At 56.2% G+C, this 16,936-nt stretch carries 14 protein-coding genes; 10 read left to right on the top strand and 4 right to left on the bottom strand.

Annotated features, from left to right (window positions below):
* The first annotated feature begins 49 nt into the window (after positions 1-49).
* The gene (locus ABF979_RS00980; RefSeq protein ID WP_415557380.1) at positions 50-2,089 is read left to right on the top strand and encodes an FUSC family protein; all 2,040 of its coding nucleotides are present in this window, start codon (positions 50-52) and stop codon (positions 2,087-2,089) included.
* A 9-nt stretch (positions 2,090-2,098) separates the two neighbouring features.
* Here the strand turns inward: ABF979_RS00980 and ABF979_RS00975 are convergent, their stop codons facing one another.
* Together ABF979_RS00975 and ABF979_RS00970 are read right to left on the bottom strand one after the other, a co-directional pair.
* On the bottom strand, positions 2,099-2,920 hold the full coding sequence (locus ABF979_RS00975) for an alpha/beta fold hydrolase (protein ID WP_202206544.1): 822 nt from the start codon (positions 2,918-2,920) through the stop codon (positions 2,099-2,101).
* Between the two features lie 85 nt (positions 2,921-3,005).
* Positions 3,006-3,413, bottom strand: coding sequence for a hypothetical protein (locus tag ABF979_RS00970; RefSeq protein ID WP_215748902.1), 408 nt, complete (start codon positions 3,411-3,413; stop codon positions 3,006-3,008).
* A gap of 145 nt (positions 3,414-3,558) precedes the next feature.
* On the opposite strand from ABF979_RS00970, the gene alkB reads away from it, so the two are divergent.
* From alkB to ABF979_RS00925, 9 genes are all read left to right on the top strand, one after another.
* On the top strand, positions 3,559-4,215 hold the full coding sequence (alkB, locus tag ABF979_RS00965) for a DNA oxidative demethylase AlkB (protein ID WP_415557379.1): 657 nt from the start codon (positions 3,559-3,561) through the stop codon (positions 4,213-4,215).
* Between the two features lie 48 nt (positions 4,216-4,263).
* Positions 4,264-5,658 (top strand): class II 3-deoxy-7-phosphoheptulonate synthase, encoded by a 1,395-nt coding sequence (locus ABF979_RS00960; protein WP_415557378.1) that lies wholly within the window; start codon positions 4,264-4,266, stop codon positions 5,656-5,658.
* Positions 5,655-6,845 (top strand): nicotinate phosphoribosyltransferase, encoded by a 1,191-nt coding sequence (locus ABF979_RS00955; RefSeq protein WP_415557377.1) that lies wholly within the window; start codon positions 5,655-5,657, stop codon positions 6,843-6,845. Before ABF979_RS00960 ends, ABF979_RS00955 begins: the two co-directional genes overlap by 4 nt.
* Positions 6,842-7,294 carry a hypothetical protein gene (locus tag ABF979_RS00950; RefSeq protein ID WP_415557376.1) on the top strand — a complete coding sequence of 151 codons (453 nt, stop codon included), beginning with the start codon at positions 6,842-6,844 and terminating at the stop codon, positions 7,292-7,294. The genes ABF979_RS00955 and ABF979_RS00950 overlap by 4 nt, the downstream gene beginning before the upstream one ends.
* Positions 7,295-7,425: 131 nt before the next feature.
* Positions 7,426-8,511, top strand: coding sequence for a M16 family metallopeptidase (locus tag ABF979_RS00945; RefSeq protein WP_415557375.1), 1,086 nt, complete (start codon positions 7,426-7,428; stop codon positions 8,509-8,511).
* Positions 8,439-10,094: an insulinase family protein gene (locus tag ABF979_RS00940; protein WP_415557374.1), complete on the top strand. Its 1,656-nt coding sequence runs from the start codon at positions 8,439-8,441 to the stop codon at positions 10,092-10,094. The genes ABF979_RS00945 and ABF979_RS00940 overlap by 73 nt, the downstream gene beginning before the upstream one ends.
* A 19-nt stretch (positions 10,095-10,113) precedes the next feature.
* Positions 10,114-10,608: a DUF523 domain-containing protein gene (locus tag ABF979_RS00935; protein ID WP_415557373.1), complete on the top strand. Its 495-nt coding sequence runs from the start codon at positions 10,114-10,116 to the stop codon at positions 10,606-10,608.
* Between the two features lie 92 nt (positions 10,609-10,700).
* A complete protein-coding gene (locus ABF979_RS00930; RefSeq protein WP_415557372.1) occupies positions 10,701-12,518 on the top strand; it encodes a M3 family oligoendopeptidase in 1,818 nt (605 codons plus the stop codon).
* Positions 12,519-12,525: 7 nt separating this feature from the next.
* Positions 12,526-13,887 (top strand): ABC1 kinase family protein, encoded by a 1,362-nt coding sequence (locus ABF979_RS00925; RefSeq protein ID WP_415557371.1) that lies wholly within the window; start codon positions 12,526-12,528, stop codon positions 13,885-13,887.
* A 73-nt stretch (positions 13,888-13,960) separates the two neighbouring features.
* On the opposite strand, the gene ABF979_RS00920 is transcribed toward ABF979_RS00925, so the two are convergent.
* On the bottom strand, positions 13,961-15,331 hold the full coding sequence (locus ABF979_RS00920) for a glycosyltransferase family 4 protein (protein ID WP_415557370.1): 1,371 nt from the start codon (positions 15,329-15,331) through the stop codon (positions 13,961-13,963).
* Positions 15,328-16,785 (bottom strand): glycosyltransferase family 4 protein, encoded by a 1,458-nt coding sequence (locus tag ABF979_RS00915; RefSeq protein WP_415557369.1) that lies wholly within the window; start codon positions 16,783-16,785, stop codon positions 15,328-15,330. The genes ABF979_RS00920 and ABF979_RS00915 overlap by 4 nt, the downstream gene beginning before the upstream one ends.
* Between the last annotated feature and the right edge of the window lie 151 nt (positions 16,786-16,936).

Below are 16,936 nucleotides of genomic sequence, written 5' to 3'. Positions count from 1 at the left end.
TGCCGCCCCTGAAGATCATGAGCCATTACACAGCAGGGCAGGTGCAGGCGTGAAACTCGGCTGGCTGTTTGCGCCGTCCATCACCTCTGTGATGTTCGCCCTGCGTACGACGATTGCTTCGCTACTGGCTCTGGCCATTGCTCTGTGGATGGAACTTGGTGAGCCGCAATGGGCCGCCATGACGGTCTGGATTGTCGCACAGAATTCCCGTGGCGAAAGTATTTCCAAGGGGCGCTGGCGTCTTGTCGGTACGGTTGCCGGTATGGTTGCCGCCATCGCCCTGATGGGAATGTTCCCGCAATACCCTTGGCTGTTTCTTCCTGCTTTGGCGATCTGGGTCGGGCTTTGCGCCGGTTTCGCCACCTTGACGCATAACTTCCGAGGCTATGCACTCGTTCTTGCCGGTTATACCTGCACCATCATTGCCCTTGGCGCCGTCAAGGAACCGGACAATGTGTTCAATATCGCCATGGCGCGCGGAACATACATTTTTCTGGGCGTGATCTGCGAGACGGTCATGGGCATGGTGTTTGTGCCCAATGTGGCAGACCGCGCCCGCGAAGAACTGCGGAAGCGGCTGCAGGCTATTCTCACAAAAGCCAGTGGTGCCCTGACGGATGTTCTGAACCAGAAAGCCAACGCCACAGATACGCTCTGTGCCCTCATGGGATCGCTTCAGGCTTCCAGCGATCAGATTGAGTTTTCCCGGATTGAAATTCGCAGCCAGGGTAACGAAGTCGAACACGCCTATGTAACGCTGGGCCTCGTGGCGCGTGTTCTGTCGCGCGGACTAGGGCTCAAGACGCGTATGACGTCTGTGTCTCATATTCCGGAAGCACTTCTTCCGTTTCTTCACGACATGGGGGTTGCCCTTGAAGGGCTGCCAGCACGTCTGGAAAGCGATCGTCGCGGCATTGCAGCTCTTGTTCAGACAGAAGCCTTACTCGCTGAATGTCGAGGCCGAATGCAGGCAGTTTTGCCACGCGACGATGAAGATTCCCTGAATGAAGGCATTATTCTGACCGGCGTGGAGGTCATGATTTCGGACCTCTGTGAAACACTGCGTTCCTATCGCGCCAGTGTAGATGGTGCCCCGATTTCCGAACGTCATCGCCTGACCCGGAATACGGACTGGCGAGCGGCTGCCCGAAACGGGGTGCGGACCATGGCGGCACTTCTTTTCGGGGCGTATGTCTGGGAAGTGACGGCTTGGCCGCAGGGAAGCGTCTTCCTGACCTTCATTGCGGTGGTCTGTGCCCGCTTTGCAACTTTCGAAAATACCGTCCTGCTCAGCGCGGCGTTCTTCTACGGAGCCGTTTTCGCGGCACTCGCCAGCGTCATTCCCGTCTTTGTCGTGATGCCGGTCACAGCCAGCTATGCGTTTTTCTGTCTGACAGTGGGCTTCTTCATGATGCTCGGCGGTCTGGCGACCCGGAACCCGGGCACGGCAGTGATGGCGGCGTCTTACGGCACGTTCTTTCCCTTCCTGCTCGGCATGGACAATCAGGGGCGTATGGATGAGCTGTCATGGCTCAATACGACCATTGCGCTGCTGCTCGGTCTCGGGGCCGGTGTGGTCATCTTCCGTGCGGTTTTGCCATTTACGCCGCGTCGGGCCGCGGAAGTTCTTCGCTATCAGCTTAAGCGCAGTCTGCGGCGACTGGCGTTACCGGGTGTTGTGATGGACGAATATGTCTGGATCAATGATGGCACGCAGAGCATGGAACGTGCGGTTCGCTTCGCCGGATCTCTGGAGAGTGATCGGGCGGAGGAAATGCTACGTGGCACTCTCTCGGTCATGACAGTGGGGCGTAACGTGCTGATGCTGCGCAAGCTGGCCCAGCATGGCAGCCTGCCGGAGACCGCTGTGGCAGCGGTGGATGGTCTGATCCGAAATCTTTTGCGCCGGAAGTTACCGCTTACCCATACAGCCGCGACAATCGAGCCCACATTGACAGAGCTTTATGCCCTTGAGCGGGCGTCTCAGGACCCGTCCATTCGCCATGATCTGGTTCTGGCGATTGGCTCCCTGCTGATCGTGCAGTCAGAACTGCCGACCAGCAGGGCATTTCTCAGGGCAACGACCTGAGCCGAGAGGTCAAGACGCCAGGAATTCCAGCAGGTCTGCATTGACCTGCTCGGCATGGGTCAGGAACAGCCCATGTGGCGCCCCGTCATATTCACGGAAAATCGATCCAGGGATCATATCGGCAGCCCGGCGTCCGGCGATATCGGCCGGGACTGCCGAGTCAGCCGTTCCATGGATGATGAGCGTCGGAATGGTGAAGGACTGAAGGTCCCCGCGGAAATCCGTTTTTCCCCAGGCATCCACACAATCGAGCGTCGCCATTGGGCTCGCCATGCTTGCCAGCGTGAAGGACCAGTCGAGCACGCCTTCACTGACCGGATGGTGCAGCATCGTTGTGCCATAAAAACCTGGAAGGAAGCTTTTCAGGAAGCCAAAGCGATCCTGTCGGATTTCCTGCTTGATACCGTCAAAGACGGAGATATCCACCCCATCGGGATTATCGGCGGTCTTCAGCAGGAACGGAACGATGGATGCCAAAAGGACGGCCTTGGAAATTCTGGCTCGGCCATGGCGTGTCAGATAGCGGGCCACTTCGCCGCCGCCCATTGAGAAGCCAACGAGAGTTGCGTCCCATAGATCAAGCTGTTCCAGAATGACGGCAAGATCATCAGCCAGAACGTCATAATTGTAGCAGTTGATGGGGTGGCCTGAGAGACCAAAGCCGCGACGGTCATAGGTAATGACGCGGTAGCCGGCTTCGACAAGAGCGAGGGTCTGTTTTTCCCACATGTCGCCGGTCAGCGGCCAGCCGTGGATCAGAACAACCGGGCGTCCAACGCCCATATCCTTCACATGAAGGCTCGTTCCGTCAGTGGCAGTAATATATGGCATGGAGTCTGCTCCTCATACGATCTGGCTGGATAATACCAGCCGCATCCTGAAGAGCAGAACCCCGGCGCCAGAGATTGGTTTCGTTTTACCAGCCGTTGCCGCGTGGAGCCACATAGCCGTTGCCCGTGGCATCACCGAGCTGGCCAGACTGGGTGTTGTTGCTGCCCTGGTAGGCCGACCCGAATTTGGAAAGATTAGCACCCGTTACGCTATCGCGCTCCACACCGGCTTCATGGTCCGGATCTGGCCCGTGCTCGAATTCCGTGCTCGGGGCATCCTGGTAGCCAGGCGGGAGGGACCGGTGGCCACGGGCACGGAAATGCTCGCCACCATTGGCTTTCTGTTCGGCGCCCGGCACCTGGGACTGAGTGGTGTTCTGCGAGGGCGCTGCATCATAAGGCTGGCCGAAAGTGGCAGTCTGCGCCTGAGCCACCCCTCCCAGTAAAGCAGTTGCCAGCAGGGCGTGGCAGAAAAAGCGGGAAGAGGGCAGCATGGGATCTGGTCCTGAGCCAATTCATGGAAATCAACGGCCCCATCACCATATGGAAAGCAGAACCGCATATTTTTTTATAATCGGTCCGCTTGGGCTGAGGTTCAAGAGTTCTTTTCATCTCGAATTATCGGAGCAGGAGGAAGACGTGGAGGATCTCTTTGCTGGAATGCGGGGCCGTACGGACCTTGGAAGCGGTGCGGTCTGGCTCCCTGGCTTTGCCGACTCCGTTGCAGAAAAGCTGTTGCAGCATGTCCATCTCCTCTCTCACGCTTCCCCTTTCCGCTTCATGATGACGCCGGGTGGTCGGCCTATGTCCGTCGCCATGACCAGTTGCGGGGCCTGTGGGTGGTATACGGACAAGCGCGGCTATCGGTATGTTCGGCAAGACCCGTCGACTGGTCATCCATGGCCGGAGATGCCGGATATATTTCGTCACATCGCTGTAGCCGCAGCAGTTGAGGCAGGGTTTCCAGATTTTTCTCCCACGTCCTGTCTGGTGAACCGCTATGAGCCGGGCGCGAAGATGGGGCTCCATCAGGATCGGGACGAAGACGACCTGGCATCTCCGATTGTGTCTGTTTCTCTGGGCGTTCCAGCCCGATTTGCTTTTGGCGGTATGCTAAAGACAGACCCGGTCAGGCGCTTTGATCTGAGGCATGGAGATGTCGTGGTCTGGGGCGGGGCTTCCCGGCTGGCGTGGCATGGCGTTTCCCCTGTGCGTGAAACATTCCATCAGCAGACAGGTGCCATGCGTTACAATCTAACTTTTCGCGCTATCAACCCGACGCTTTTTCAGCCATAAACAGCGCCCCGCAATTCTGTTCACTTCCCGACCCCCGGAGGGCATTCAATGCACCCCTCGACCAAGACCCAGACGTCCGACAACACGATGTCATGGTCTCCTGCAAGCTGGCGTTCCCGTCCGATCGTCCAGGCCCCGTCTTATGAAGACGAAGCTGCGCTTGCTGCTGTCGAGGCTCGTCTGCATCGATATCCCCCGTTGGTTTTTGCGGGTGAAGCCCGCCGCCTGAAGACACGTCTGGCCGCAGCATCCCGCGGTGAAGCCTTTGTGCTTCAGGGTGGGGCCTGTGCGGAAAGCTTTGACGAATTTACGGCTGATATCGTCCGCGACACCTTCCGCGTGCTGCTTCAGATGGCTGTGGTTCTGACATTCGCCGCCAAGGTGCCTGTCGTGAAGATTGGCCGTATGGCGGGTCAGTATGCCAAGCCGCGCTCGTCCAATACGGAAACGATCGATGGTGTGACGCTGCCGTGTTACCGCGGTGACATCATCAATGGTCCAGAATTTACGGCGGCTTCCCGTATTCCTGATCCTGCCCGCATGGAAACGGGGTATTTCCAGTCCGCTGGCGTTATGAATCTCCTGCGTGCGTTTGCAAACGGCGGCTATGCAAACCTGCATCAGGTCCATAGCTGGAACCTCGGCTTTGTGGAGCGCTCACCGCTCGCAGCGCGCTATCAGGATCTGGCGCATCGTATTGATGAAACGCTGTCATTCATGCGCGCCTGCGGTTTCGACAGTGCCGCATCCCAGATTGATGAGACGGAATTCTACACGTCTCACGAGGCGCTGCTCCTGCCATATGAGCAGGCCCTGACGCGGATCGACAGCACCAGTGGTGACTACTACGACTGCTCGGCGCATTTCCTGTGGATCGGGGATCGCACCCGTCAGCCGGATGGCGCGCATGTCGAGTTCCTGCGTGGCGTTCAGAACCCGATCGGCATCAAGGTTGGTCCGACGACCACAGTTGAGGATCTGGAGAAGCTGCTCGAAATCCTGAACCCGAACGATGAAGCCGGCCGAATCACGCTGATTTCGCGCATGGGCAAGGATAAGGTTCGCGAGCATCTCCCGCCGCTGCTCGATGCCGTCATCAAGACGGGTCGTACGGTCACATGGCTCTGCGACCCGATGCATGGCAACACCACCACGACATCCAGCAAGGTCAAGACGCGTTCGTTCGAGAGCATTCTGGGTGAAGTGCTTGGTTTCTTCGATGTGTTTGAAGCCGCAGGCCGTCGTCCGGGTGGTATCCACCTTGAAATGACAGGTCAGGATGTGACCGAATGCATTGGTGGTGCCCAGTGTCTGACGGAAGCTGATCTGGGTGATCGGTATGAAACATTCTGTGATCCGCGCCTTAATGCGGAACAGTCGCTTGAAATGGCGTTTCTACTTGCGCATGAACTGACAGGCCGACGAGCAGGAAAGCAGGAATGAATTCTTCCGTTTCTCAAAGCGCATTAGAACGGTCCAGCGGTGCCATTGGCCCGCTGGATCAAAAAACAATTGAATCCAGGACAGACGCCTACTTCGGGCGAACCCGAAAAATCGTCGAACATTTTGGTGACGCGAAAGTCACCTATGCGGTTTTTATCCGCCGCCCGGTCATTGCGGCCTGTGGCATAGCAGTGACCTGGCTGCGGAATGTGGCCAAGGCCCAGAATTTCGATCTCCATATCCGCGAAGTTTATGAAGAAGGGCAGTGGGTCGGCGCGGGTGAACCGCTTCTGTATCTGACTGGCCCGTTCACAAAACTGGCTCCTCTGGAAACTCTCGTCCTTCAACGCCTGGGCGCTGCTTGCGTGGCTGCCCACAATGCTTACCAGATGGCCATGGCATTACCGGAAGTCCCGTTTCTGGCGATGGAAGCGCGCCATTGCGCGGGCTACGAGATGCAGGAACAAATGGGCTATGCGGCAGCCGTCGGCTCCCGTGCCGCCCAAAGGGAAGGGGCGCGTGGTTTCATTGGTAATGCCAACGACGCAACGGCAGGCTTCTTTGGGCAGGAGCATGGCCTTGGGACGATGCCGCACGCCTTGATCGGTTATGCCGGTTCAACGCTCCGGGCGGCCGAGATGTATGCTGAGGTGTACCCGAATGACCCCCTGACCATTCTGGTAGACTATTTCGGGCAGGAAGTGACGGATGCGCTGGAAGTCTGCCGACGTTTCCCGGAAAAAGCCGCTGTCGGGCAGTTGAGTGTCCGCCTTGATACGCATGGTGGGCGCTTTCTGGAAGGGTTGGACCCACAGTCGTCTTACGCCGTGCTGGAACGCTACACGCCGGGCACGATCCGTCGTTACCGCTCTGACGCAGAACTGCGGGATCTGGTTGGGACGGGTGTTTCGGCTGCTGCAATCTGGCGGATGCGCGAAGCTCTGAACGAGGCTGGTTTCCCGAAAGTGAAAATCACCGTGTCGTCAGGGTTTAATGTGTCCAAGTGCACGAGCATGCGGGATGCTCATGCGCCGATTGATGTTGTCGGCAGTGGCTCTTTTATTCCGGATCGTTGGTCCGAAACCTATGCAACGGCAGACATCGTGGCCTATGACGGCACGCTTCGCGTCAAGGTTGGGCGTGAATTTCTGCTGAACAAGGCAAAAGCCGAACAGGAGGTCTCATGAGTGACGAACCCGAAAACCCCGGAACGGAAACCGCCGGGCAGGGCCAGTCCTGGAGCGTCAGGATCATCGATCTCTCCGGTGCATCCGAGGATGACACTGTAGAAGTTGTAAAAGACTTCATGGACCTGATGCACGCCAATGCTTATGCCCGCGCCTATGTGCGAGACAGCATTGAGCGCTGCCGTGTTTCCGGTGCGACAAGTCGTGAAGTGCTGGAAAGCTGGATGGCTTTTGGTGAGAACGCGGAAGTTGTCGATGCGGGAGATGATGGCTGGAAGTCTTCTACCGAATTGGATGACTTTGTAGCTAACCGAGCGACACCGATGGAACGTGACTGGCGCGCCATTGATCCGCGTCGTCTGGTAGATGATGACGAGATTGCTGGCCCACCAGACGATGAAGATGACGAAGGTGATGACGAGAACACTCACGAAGTCATCCGTCACTGAATATTGTTGCCTCAGCATGGTTCTTGGCATGCTGAGGCGATAGTTCCGCCGCAGAAGGCGGGTCACAAAATATCCACATGACTTGGGGTCTGTAACTGTTACGTTACATTGACCGATACACTGATGAAGTCATGTCGATGCATATTTTTCAAAAGACATTTCTAGCGATTTCCCTGCTCACGGGTCTGGGCTGCTCAACGGCTTATGGCGCAGACGTAGGGCGCGAAACTTTGCCAAATGGTTTGCGGGTCGTTGTGGTCCGCAATCCGATCGCGCCTGCTGCCAGCGTGCAACTGACCTATATGGTTGGGTCTGCTGAGGCTCCGAAAGGCTTTCCAGGAACAGCCCATGCGCTTGAGCACATGATGTTCCGCGGGACGCCAACGCTCAGCGGAAATCAGCTTTTAACAGTTATAGGAACGCTGGGAGGTCAGTTCGATGCTTTTACGCAAACCGACCTGACTCGTTACCACTGTTTGATACCGGCGCAGGATCTGGATGTTGTCCTGCATATGGAAGCGGACCGGATGCAGCATCTCTCACTGGATGCAGGGCTCTGGGCGAAAGAGCGGGGTGCGATCGAGCAGGAAGTATCCAGGGATCTTTCGAGCCCTAATTTCAGGCTGAAAGAACAAATGAATTCTATTCTGTTTAAAAACAGTGGCTACGATCATTCGCCGTTAGGAACCCGGCCGTCTTTCGAGGCGACAGACGTGAAGCTCCTACGAGATTTCTACAGTAAATGGTATGTGCCTAATAATGCTGTTCTGGTTATTGTCGGAGATGTCGATCCGGCTGCGACCCTGAAGCATGTTGAACAGATCTTCGGGTCTATTCCCGCACATCCGCTTCCAGAGCGCCCGAAGGCTCCTATTGCACCGGTTGTTCCCCAGTCCTTGAGTATGCAGTCAAATTATGCGGTCGATGGGGTTGGGTTGTTCTGGAGAGGGCCCACTCTCCGCGATAGTGATGCTCCGGCTGCAGTTCTATTGGACGCAGTTCTTTCGAACCGTCGTGGGCCCCTCTACAAATTGGTGCTGCAACATAAGGCACTGTCGGCGGACTTGGGTATCGCCCGGGGTCTTCACACGGGAACCGTTCAAGCATCTTTGACAATTCCCAAGGGGGCGACCCAAAGGCGGCTATGGCCCTTCTCAAGGCGACACTTATTGAAATTCGGGCCAAGGGTGTATCGGCGGATGTGCTCGAGGGTATGAAAAAAGGGGCGCTTTCCTCTAAAGATTTTGAAAAGGACTCCATTGCAGGGCTCGCTAGCCAAGGGTCTGCCGCTCTGACAGCAGAAAATTTCGATAGCCCCGATGCTGTCTACGATCGTTTTGCGAAAGTGACTGTGCAGGACGTCAATGCTCTGGCGCGTAAACTGCTGGATCCGGAACGGGCCGTTGCGGTGACGATGCTGTCATCAGATCATGCGGTTTCGCCAGCAGGAAAAGGCTTTGGTGGTGCAGAATCCTTTGGCGGTCAGGCGGGCGCGACGGGGCCGCTGCCTGATTGGGCCAAGCCGATTGAGAATGTTCCTGCGCCCCCAATCTACGTCGCACCGGATGCAGACTTCATGCTTCCAAGCGGTTTGCGGGTGCTGGTGCGAACCAGACATGTCAGTCCAACGGTGTTTTTGTTTGGGTACATAAAGTCCGACCCTGACATGCAGGCCCCAACTGGAAAAGAGGGCGTTGCCGCCCTGACAGGTCAGTTGTTTTCGTTCGGATCAGTTACACGAGACCGGGAGACATTGGAGAAAAATCTGGATGATCTGGCAGCTACTGCAAGAGGCGGGACCAATTTTTCCATTCGGAGCCGGACACAGGATTTCGGTGCCGCCCTTACCATTTTGGCAGACCTGGAACTGCATCCGGCGTTCCCCCAATACGCGTTTGATTTGATACGTCAGAACATGATCCGTCTGCAGGCAGGTGCTGAGCAGATGCCTGCCTATCGTTTTCAGAGAAGCATCACGAACACATTGATGCCGGAAGGTTTTCCCTCTCGTCGCATGCAAACCGTGAAGACACTATCGGATCTGACCCGTGAGGATGTGCTGTCCTATTACACGTCCGTTTATCGGCCAGATATGACGACGATAGAAGTTGTTGGTGACATTTCCGTCGAAGAGGCACGCAGAAAGATCACAGCGGCCTTTGGGGATTGGAAAGCCAGCGGACCAAAGCCAGATGTGGATTTGCCAGCCCTTCCATTGCGTACCCTTCCGGAAATTCAGTCCCTCAATGATCCTGTTCGGTCACAGGATATGGTGATTATCGCACAGGCGAATGCCCACGGATGGAATGATCCTCAGCGTTACAACATGATGCTGGCTGATACCATGTTAACCAACGGCCCTGACAGTCGCCTGTATCAGGATCTGCGGATCAGAACGGGATACGTTTATACTGTCGGATCGATGGTCTTTGCCCAGAAAAATTTTGGAACCTACAGTGTGAGTTTCGGTGCTGATCCGGGCTCCGTGAAGGTCGCGCGGCAGCATGTTCTGCAAGAACTGCAAAGCATGGCAGCCAAGCCAGTCCCCGTTGAGGAACTGAACAGGGCCAGAGCACATCTGATCCGCGAAATGATTATCTCAAACGCGACCATGGTGGCGCCCAGTCGCAGGGACGCAAATCTGATATTGCGCGGACTTGGCTGGGAGCATTTGAACGATGCTGCCAGAGCCTATCAGGCCGCGACACCTGAGAGCGTTCGTGATGCTTTTAAGAGCTATGTCCGCCCGGATGAATTTGCGACGTTCGTATTGGGGCAGATGCCTCAAGGTTTGAATTAAGAGCAGGATATTGCCGCTTGTGAATAACAGAATTCTGGTCAGTGCCTGTCTGTTGGGTCAACCAGTCCGATATGATGGTAAGGCAAAAACCCTTCTGCATCCTGTGCTTCAACAATGGCAGGACGAGGGGCGACTGATCGTGGTTTGTCCTGAACTGGCGGGCGGTATGTCTGTGCCGCGGCCTCCGGCAGAGATAGAAGGGGGTCAGGCAGGCGGAAATGTCCTGAAGGGCGAAGCGCGCGTCATGGATACTTCCGGAGCGGACGTTACGGATGAATTCGTCGCCGGCGCACGCATCGCGCTCAACGTTGCCCAAACGCAGGGATGCAGGTTTGCATTACTGATGGAGGGCAGTCCGTCCTGCGGAAGCCAGACGATTTATGATGGCAGCTTTACAGGCCATAAACATGCCGGTGTGGGGGTAACGGCAGCTCTCTTGCGGCAGAATGGCATCCAGGTTTTTAGCCAGCATACAATCGAAGATCTTGAAGCGGCGTTGCGTCTGGCAGATTAAACCCGCGCTCTCCGATCCGCTGAGTGCAATTACTACGGATTTGTCATTAAGCACCCGTTTGACCAAGCGGCTGAGCAGTCTAAATTCAGGGTATGAACAGTCTGCACCCTTTCGCGCCTGCTGGCCCGTCCGCTCCTCCTGCCGAGAGCGGTACGCCGCCCCGCTGGGACCTGTCCGATCTCTATGCGTCGCTGGAAGATCCTGCGATTGAAAAAGATTTCGAGTCTTTGACGGTTGCGGCAAAGACTTTCAGCGAAACCTGGAAAGGCAAGCTCGGTCAGGCAGAAGGTACCGCTCTGGCGAAGGCATTCGCAGAGTATGAGCGGATCGAGGAAGGGCTGGGGCGCATCGGCTCCTTCGCCCAACTGGGTTTTGCCGCACATACGACAGATCCGGTTTGGGGCCGCTTCACGCAGGGCGTTCAGGAGCGTGTCACTGACATTTCCGCTGACCTGCTCTTTTTCTCGCTGGAACTGAACCGTCTGGAGGACGACGTTCTTGCTAATGTGTCAGCGGCGCCAGAAATGGCTAAATGGCAGCCGTTCCTGCGTGATTTGCGAGTGTTCCGTCCTTATCAGCTCTCGGATGAAGTTGAGCAGGTTCTGATGGACAAGTCCGTAACCGGGCGTAGTGCCTGGAACCGGCTGTTTGACGAGACAATGGCGAGCCTGACCGTCACGCTCGATGGTGAGATCAAGCCGCTGGGCGCCGCGTTCAATACCCTGACGAGCTCAGAGCGCGAGAAGCGAGCCACGGCTGCCGAGCAGATCAGTGCTGTTCTGGCCGATAATTCCCGTCTGCTGACGATGATCACGAACACGCTCGCCAAGGATAAGGCAATCGGAGACAAGCTCCGTGGCTATCCGCGTCCGTCCAGCAGTCGGAACCGTGGCAACATGGTTGAGGATAAAGTTGTGGACGCGCTGGTCAGCGCCGTTGATGAAGCTTATCCGCGTCTTTCCCATCGGTATTACGCGATGAAGGCCAAGTGGCTCGGTTTGGAAAAGCTGGAACACTGGGATCGGAACGCACCTCTGCCGGGCGTGGCTGACACGATTATTCCGTGGGAGAACGGCAAGGAGATCGTCCTGAATGCCTATACGGGTTTCGATCCGGCGCTTGGCGATCTGGTAAATCGCTTCCTGACGCACCCGTGGATTGATGCGGAAGCTGCGCCGGGCAAATCTTCGGGGGCGTTCGCACATCCAACAGTACCCTCTGTCCATCCTTATATTCTGATGAACTATCATGGTCGTGCCCGCGACGTGATGACGCTGGCTCATGAGCTTGGGCATGGCGTGCACCAGATCCTTGCAGGCCAGAAGCAGGGTTATCTGAACTCCGCGACGCCTCTGACGCTGGCTGAAACAGCGTCCGTTTTTGGTGAGATGCTGACATTCCAGTCTCTGCTCGACCGGGAAACTGATCCGAAGTGCCGCCGTCATCTTCTGGCAGCGAAAGTGGAGGACATGCTGAACACGGTAGTCCGCCAGATCGCGTTCTATCAGTTTGAGGTTCGCGTGCATGACGAGCGGGCCAAGGGTGAGCTGTCAGCAGAGCAGCTTGGCTCCATTTGGCGCGATGTACAGGAACGAAGCCTTGGTCCGGCGTTCCACTTTACGCCGGATTATGACGCCTATTGGTCCTACATCCCGCACTTCGTGCATTCGCCGTTCTATGTGTACGCCTATGCGTTCGGAGACTGCCTGGTGAATGCGCTGTATGGCGTCTATCAGGATCAGCCTGACGGTTTTGCCGACAAATACCGGACCATGCTCGAAGCAGGCGGAACACTACGCCACAAAGAACTTCTCGCTCCGTTCGGTCTTGATGCGACGGATCCGGGTTTCTGGCGTAAAGGACTGGATGTGATCTCGGGTCTGATTGATCAACTCGAGCAGGAGGGCTGAAAATACCATGGCGCGCGATCTCGATAATACCGGTTTGATGGGCGAACTCCGCCGGATGGCTCGGACATCTGGTGCAGTCGGCGGTATCGCTGCGCGCCTGGCTGGTAACCGTCTTGGCATTAAGACCGATAAAGGTGTCCACGCGGAAGGTTTGAAGTCCTCGCTTGGCAATCTGAAGGGGCCGCTCATGAAGGCCGCTCAGCTTCTTTCTACTATTCCCGGCGCCCTGCCGGATGAATACGCGGAAGAACTTGCTCACCTTCAGGCTAATGCCCCCCCAATGGGCTGGAACTTCGTACGCCGCAGGATGATGGCGGAACTGGGTGCTGGCTGGGAAAAGAACTTCCGCTCTTTCAGTCACGAAGCCGTAGCTGCGGCGTCTCTGGGGCAGGTGCATCGTGCCCGTCTGGTTGATGGACGCGAAGTGGCCTGCAAACTCCAGTATCCGGACATGCAGGGCGCGGTGGATTCTGATCTGCGGCAGTTCCGTGCGGCTCTTGGCGTATATAAGCGGTTTGAGACAACGATCCGTCAGGACGAGGTTTACACCGAACTGTCTGACCGGCTTCGGGAAGAGCTGGATTATCGTCGGGAAGCCAGCCATCTGCGCCTGTATCGGGACATGCTGTCTGAGACCCGGACTGTGACCGTTCCGGCCCCCATTGAGGAACTGTCCACTGGGCGTCTTCTGACGATGGACTGGGTGTCTGGTCGTGGCATGAAGGCGGTTCTGGCGTCTGAGGCGACGCAGGAACAGCGGGACGATATGGCGCGGGCGTTGTTCCGGGCCTGGTACACACCGGTTTATCGCTATGGTGTCATTCACGGTGACCCGCATATGGGCAATTTCACCGTGCGCGATGATTACGGTCTGAACCTGCTGGATTTCGGGGCCGTCCGCATTTTTTCCCCTCGCTTTGTTGAAGGTGTTGTGGATCTGTTTGCGGCGCTTCGGGATAACGATGAAGACAAAGCCTTCCACGCCTATAGCAAATGGGGCTTTGAAGGCTTGTCACGTGAGACGGCTGAAGTTCTGAACGAGTGGGCACGCTTCTTCTATCGGCCGCTCATGACGGATCGGGTCTGCTCCATGCAGGAGAGCAATGATCCGGCGGAAGCCAAGCAGGTTCTGGAACGGGTCTATGATGGACTGAAGCGAACGGGCGGTGTGAAGCTGCCGCGCGAGTTTGTTCTGATGGATCGCTCGGCCATCGGTTTGGGAAGCGCTTTCTTACGTCTGGGAGCTCGTCTGAACTGGCATCAGATGTTCCAGGAACTCATTGAAGGCTTCGATGTGAATGTTCTGGCTGAGCGACAGAAAGAAGCTTTGGCCAAAGCCAAGGTGCCACCTGCGCTATCCACACTCTGAACGCAAAAAGGGTGTCTCCCATGCGGGAACACCCTTTTTTAATTTTTGTTCAAGGTGATGATCGAAGGTATCGTTAGTTTATCTTGTCAAGAATAGCTTTGGCGCTTTCGTTCCACGGAACGGGTTTGAAGTCTGAACGCACCTGTTGGGTCCAGGCTTTCAGGCCATCGGCATCCTCGATGGTCTTACGAACGAGCGTGTAGGCCTCGTTGATATTGTCGGGGTTGAAATAGCGGGTGAGTTCTCCCCCGGCTTCTGGAATGGATGTTGTCCCTGATGCCAGGCAAGGGCGTCCCATGGAGAGACTTTCTGTCACCGGCAGGCCCCAGCCTTCGAAAAATGAAGGAAAAATCGTGAAGCTGCAATCAGCGTACAGACGTCGCAGTTCGGCATCAGTAGGGTTCTGAACGAAGCGGATTTTCCCATCCAGCCAGCGAGCGTTTTCAAGCTGCTGCATGAGATCTGAAACGAGCCACCCTTCTCGTCCTGCAAAGACGAGGGTGGGAACGCTTTCTGCGGGCATGTCCTCAAGCAGTTTGCGCCAGACCCAGAAAAGCAGGACATGGTTTTTACGGGCTTCGATGGTGGAGACGAAGAGGACGTATGGTTCCTGCACAACGGGTTCAGGAGCCATGGGAGCATCCGCGAGACCAAAGCCCGTACCCAGCGGAATGGTCTGAACGGTGATATTGGTGCCGATATCCTGTTCGGCCAGATAGGACTGCACATCGCGCGCTGTGGCATCGCTATTTGCGAAAATTATATCGGCCAGTGGGAGGATTGCGCTGTGCCAGGCCTTGAAGGTCATGATAATCCCACGGTCGCACCATTCGGGATGACGAACCGGAACCAGATCATGCATGAGCATTCCGAACGACATACGCAGTTCATCACGCATCCATCGGATGCTCTGAACATAGTTCGGATGATGCCAGGGTGCTCCAAGAGTCAGAAAAACATCGCCGGGCTGGGCGGCGTCAGCTAGCCTGGTCCCTTCATCGTACTGTATGGAGGATTGCCCTTTCTGACGTTCCTTTATCTTGGAGCGGCCGATGTCCAGAGCAAGGTGAGCAAGGGCGCGGGGTAGCGTGCTGAGTTCCCGGAGTGCCCGGCTTTCTGCTCTAAAGAAGGTGGTCAGAACGTCCTTTGAGGCAATTTTGTCGATCGGTGGTGTAACGGGAAATGATCCGGGGGAGGAAGAGCCCGCTTTGGCAGTCTTGCCTTCCATGATCTGCCGGAACAGGGCCTCAATAGACGTCCAGTCCACAGTTCGGAAACCGCGAGGGTCTTCGGGGTCTGGGCCCCGGCGAGCGAACTGGACATCATGTCCGCGGAGTTCCCGCAATCCTACGCTGATCTCGAAAACGACACGTTGAATTCCGCTTGGTCGACTGTGATGCAGCAGGTGGAACAGAAGGTCGTCAATATCTACCCAGAGCGTCATGATTGGTCCCCGCTCAGATAGGCGGCATGACAGGCGTCCAGCACGGCATTTGCACTGTCTTCCCACGGAACGGGTTTGAACTGCGTGCGGACCTGATCCTGCCAGACTTTCAAGTCGGCCCTGTCTTCGATTGTCCCGCGTACAACACGATAGGCATCGTCAAAATCTTCCGGATTAAAGTAGCGGGTCAGCGGACCGCCAGCTTCCGGAATGGAAGTCGAGTTGGATGCCACGCAGGGGCGGCCATTCACGAGGCTTTCGGTAACCGGCAGGCCCCAGCCTTCATAGAGAGACGGGAAAAGAGTGAACATGCAGCCGTCGTAAAGATGGGCTAGTTCATCGTCACTGGGGTCGCGCAGAAGGCGAATTTTCCCGCGGAGCCATTCCGTGTTTTCAAGTTGCTGCATGAGGTCAGAAACCAGCCAGCCAACGCGTCCTGCAAAAACGAGCGTCGGAACCTGATCTCGCGGCAGGTCAATGACCATACGCCGCCAGATCCGAAACGCCAGCAGGTGGTTTTTGCGGGCTTCAAGGGTCGAAACGAACAGCACATAGCTGTCTTTTGCGGGAAGTCCCTTGGGTCTTTCGCCCTCAGCGTGTCGAGGGGGCCCAAAACCACTGCCAATTGGAATGGTCTGGACCGGGCCCTGTAATGTCAGGCGCTGTTTGCGAGCATATTCTTCGACACTGTTGGCTGTGGAGTGGCTGATTGCCAGGAGGCGTCCGCACTGTGGCAGGGTCGTGTCCAGCCAGTGTCGGAAATCGCAGATCAGAGAGAGGGCACACCATTCCGGCCTGACGGCAGGAATGAGATCGTAAACAAGGAGAACAGGTTTAATGCCAAATACCTTGCGGAGGTTTGCTAGGCGCTCTCCAAAGTCTGGCTCGGACCATGCGGCACCAAGGATCAGGAAAATATCACCCGGCTGAGGGGAGGCATCAGAATTCGCTGATACAAAGGCAGCAGAAGGTTGAGTAACGGGCGCTGGTTGAGCGGGCGCAGAAGATGTGCGGTGCAGTTTCGAACGTGCATAACGTTTCAGTAACTGCAATGCACGCAACTGATTAACAGCAATATTCAGAAGAGGCCGTGCAAGTTCTGGCGGCAGACTTTCTAGGCGCCGGATGAATGCGTGACGCAGCCCGCGCAGGAGCGAGCGAGCATTCTGTCGTTTTTTTGGTGCGCTTTTGCGTGTAGAGGCAATTTTTTCTTCCGAACGGACAGAAAAAAGAGCTTCCAGTTCTTCAAAAGAGACGGACGAGAGAAGGTGTGTTTCCCCTTGGCCGCGGCGCGTCAGAACAATGCGGCCAATACCAGGTTTCTGGGCAGCCTGCTGCCGAATGACATGCAGTATTTCAAAGACAACGCGCTGAATTCCGCTGGGGCGCGCATTGTTTTCGAAGTACTGAAAGATGTCTTCAACGTCGATCCAGATAATGTAATCTTTGTTCATGGGTCCAGGCTAGCTTCAGTAGGGCCGACGAAAACGGCAGTCATTCAAGATATTTTGAGTGATGATTGTAGAATAAGTGTCCTTGGGTGAGCAAGGGTGAGGGGCTAACTTCCCAGGTATCGATAAATTGTTATTTATTTCTCGGTATTAC

Origin of the sequence: Gluconobacter sp., assembly GCF_047723935.1 — a bacterium.
Classification (GTDB): domain Bacteria; phylum Pseudomonadota; class Alphaproteobacteria; order Acetobacterales; family Acetobacteraceae; genus Gluconobacter.
Note: the sequence above shows the minus strand (reverse complement) of the source record. Positions and strands in the feature narration are given on the sequence as shown.

Coding starts and splice junctions, on each gene's coding strand:
- ABF979_RS00930 (WP_415557372.1), top strand. CDS start 10,701: ATGAACAGTCTGCACCCTTTCGCGCCTGCTGGCCCGTCCGCTCCTCCT.
- ABF979_RS00940 (WP_415557374.1), top strand. CDS start 8,439: ATGGCCCTTCTCAAGGCGACACTTATTGAAATTCGGGCCAAGGGTGTA.
- ABF979_RS00955 (WP_415557377.1), top strand. CDS start 5,655: ATGAATTCTTCCGTTTCTCAAAGCGCATTAGAACGGTCCAGCGGTGCC.
- ABF979_RS00925 (WP_415557371.1), top strand. CDS start 12,526: ATGGCGCGCGATCTCGATAATACCGGTTTGATGGGCGAACTCCGCCGG.
- ABF979_RS00970 (WP_215748902.1), bottom strand. CDS start 3,413: ATGCTGCCCTCTTCCCGCTTTTTCTGCCACGCCCTGCTGGCAACTGCT.
- ABF979_RS00920 (WP_415557370.1), bottom strand. CDS start 15,331: ATGACGCTCTGGGTAGATATTGACGACCTTCTGTTCCACCTGCTGCAT.
- ABF979_RS00950 (WP_415557376.1), top strand. CDS start 6,842: ATGAGTGACGAACCCGAAAACCCCGGAACGGAAACCGCCGGGCAGGGC.
- ABF979_RS00915 (WP_415557369.1), bottom strand. CDS start 16,785: ATGAACAAAGATTACATTATCTGGATCGACGTTGAAGACATCTTTCAG.
- ABF979_RS00960 (WP_415557378.1), top strand. CDS start 4,264: ATGCACCCCTCGACCAAGACCCAGACGTCCGACAACACGATGTCATGG.
- ABF979_RS00945 (WP_415557375.1), top strand. CDS start 7,426: ATGTCGATGCATATTTTTCAAAAGACATTTCTAGCGATTTCCCTGCTC.
- ABF979_RS00975 (WP_202206544.1), bottom strand. CDS start 2,920: ATGCCATATATTACTGCCACTGACGGAACGAGCCTTCATGTGAAGGAT.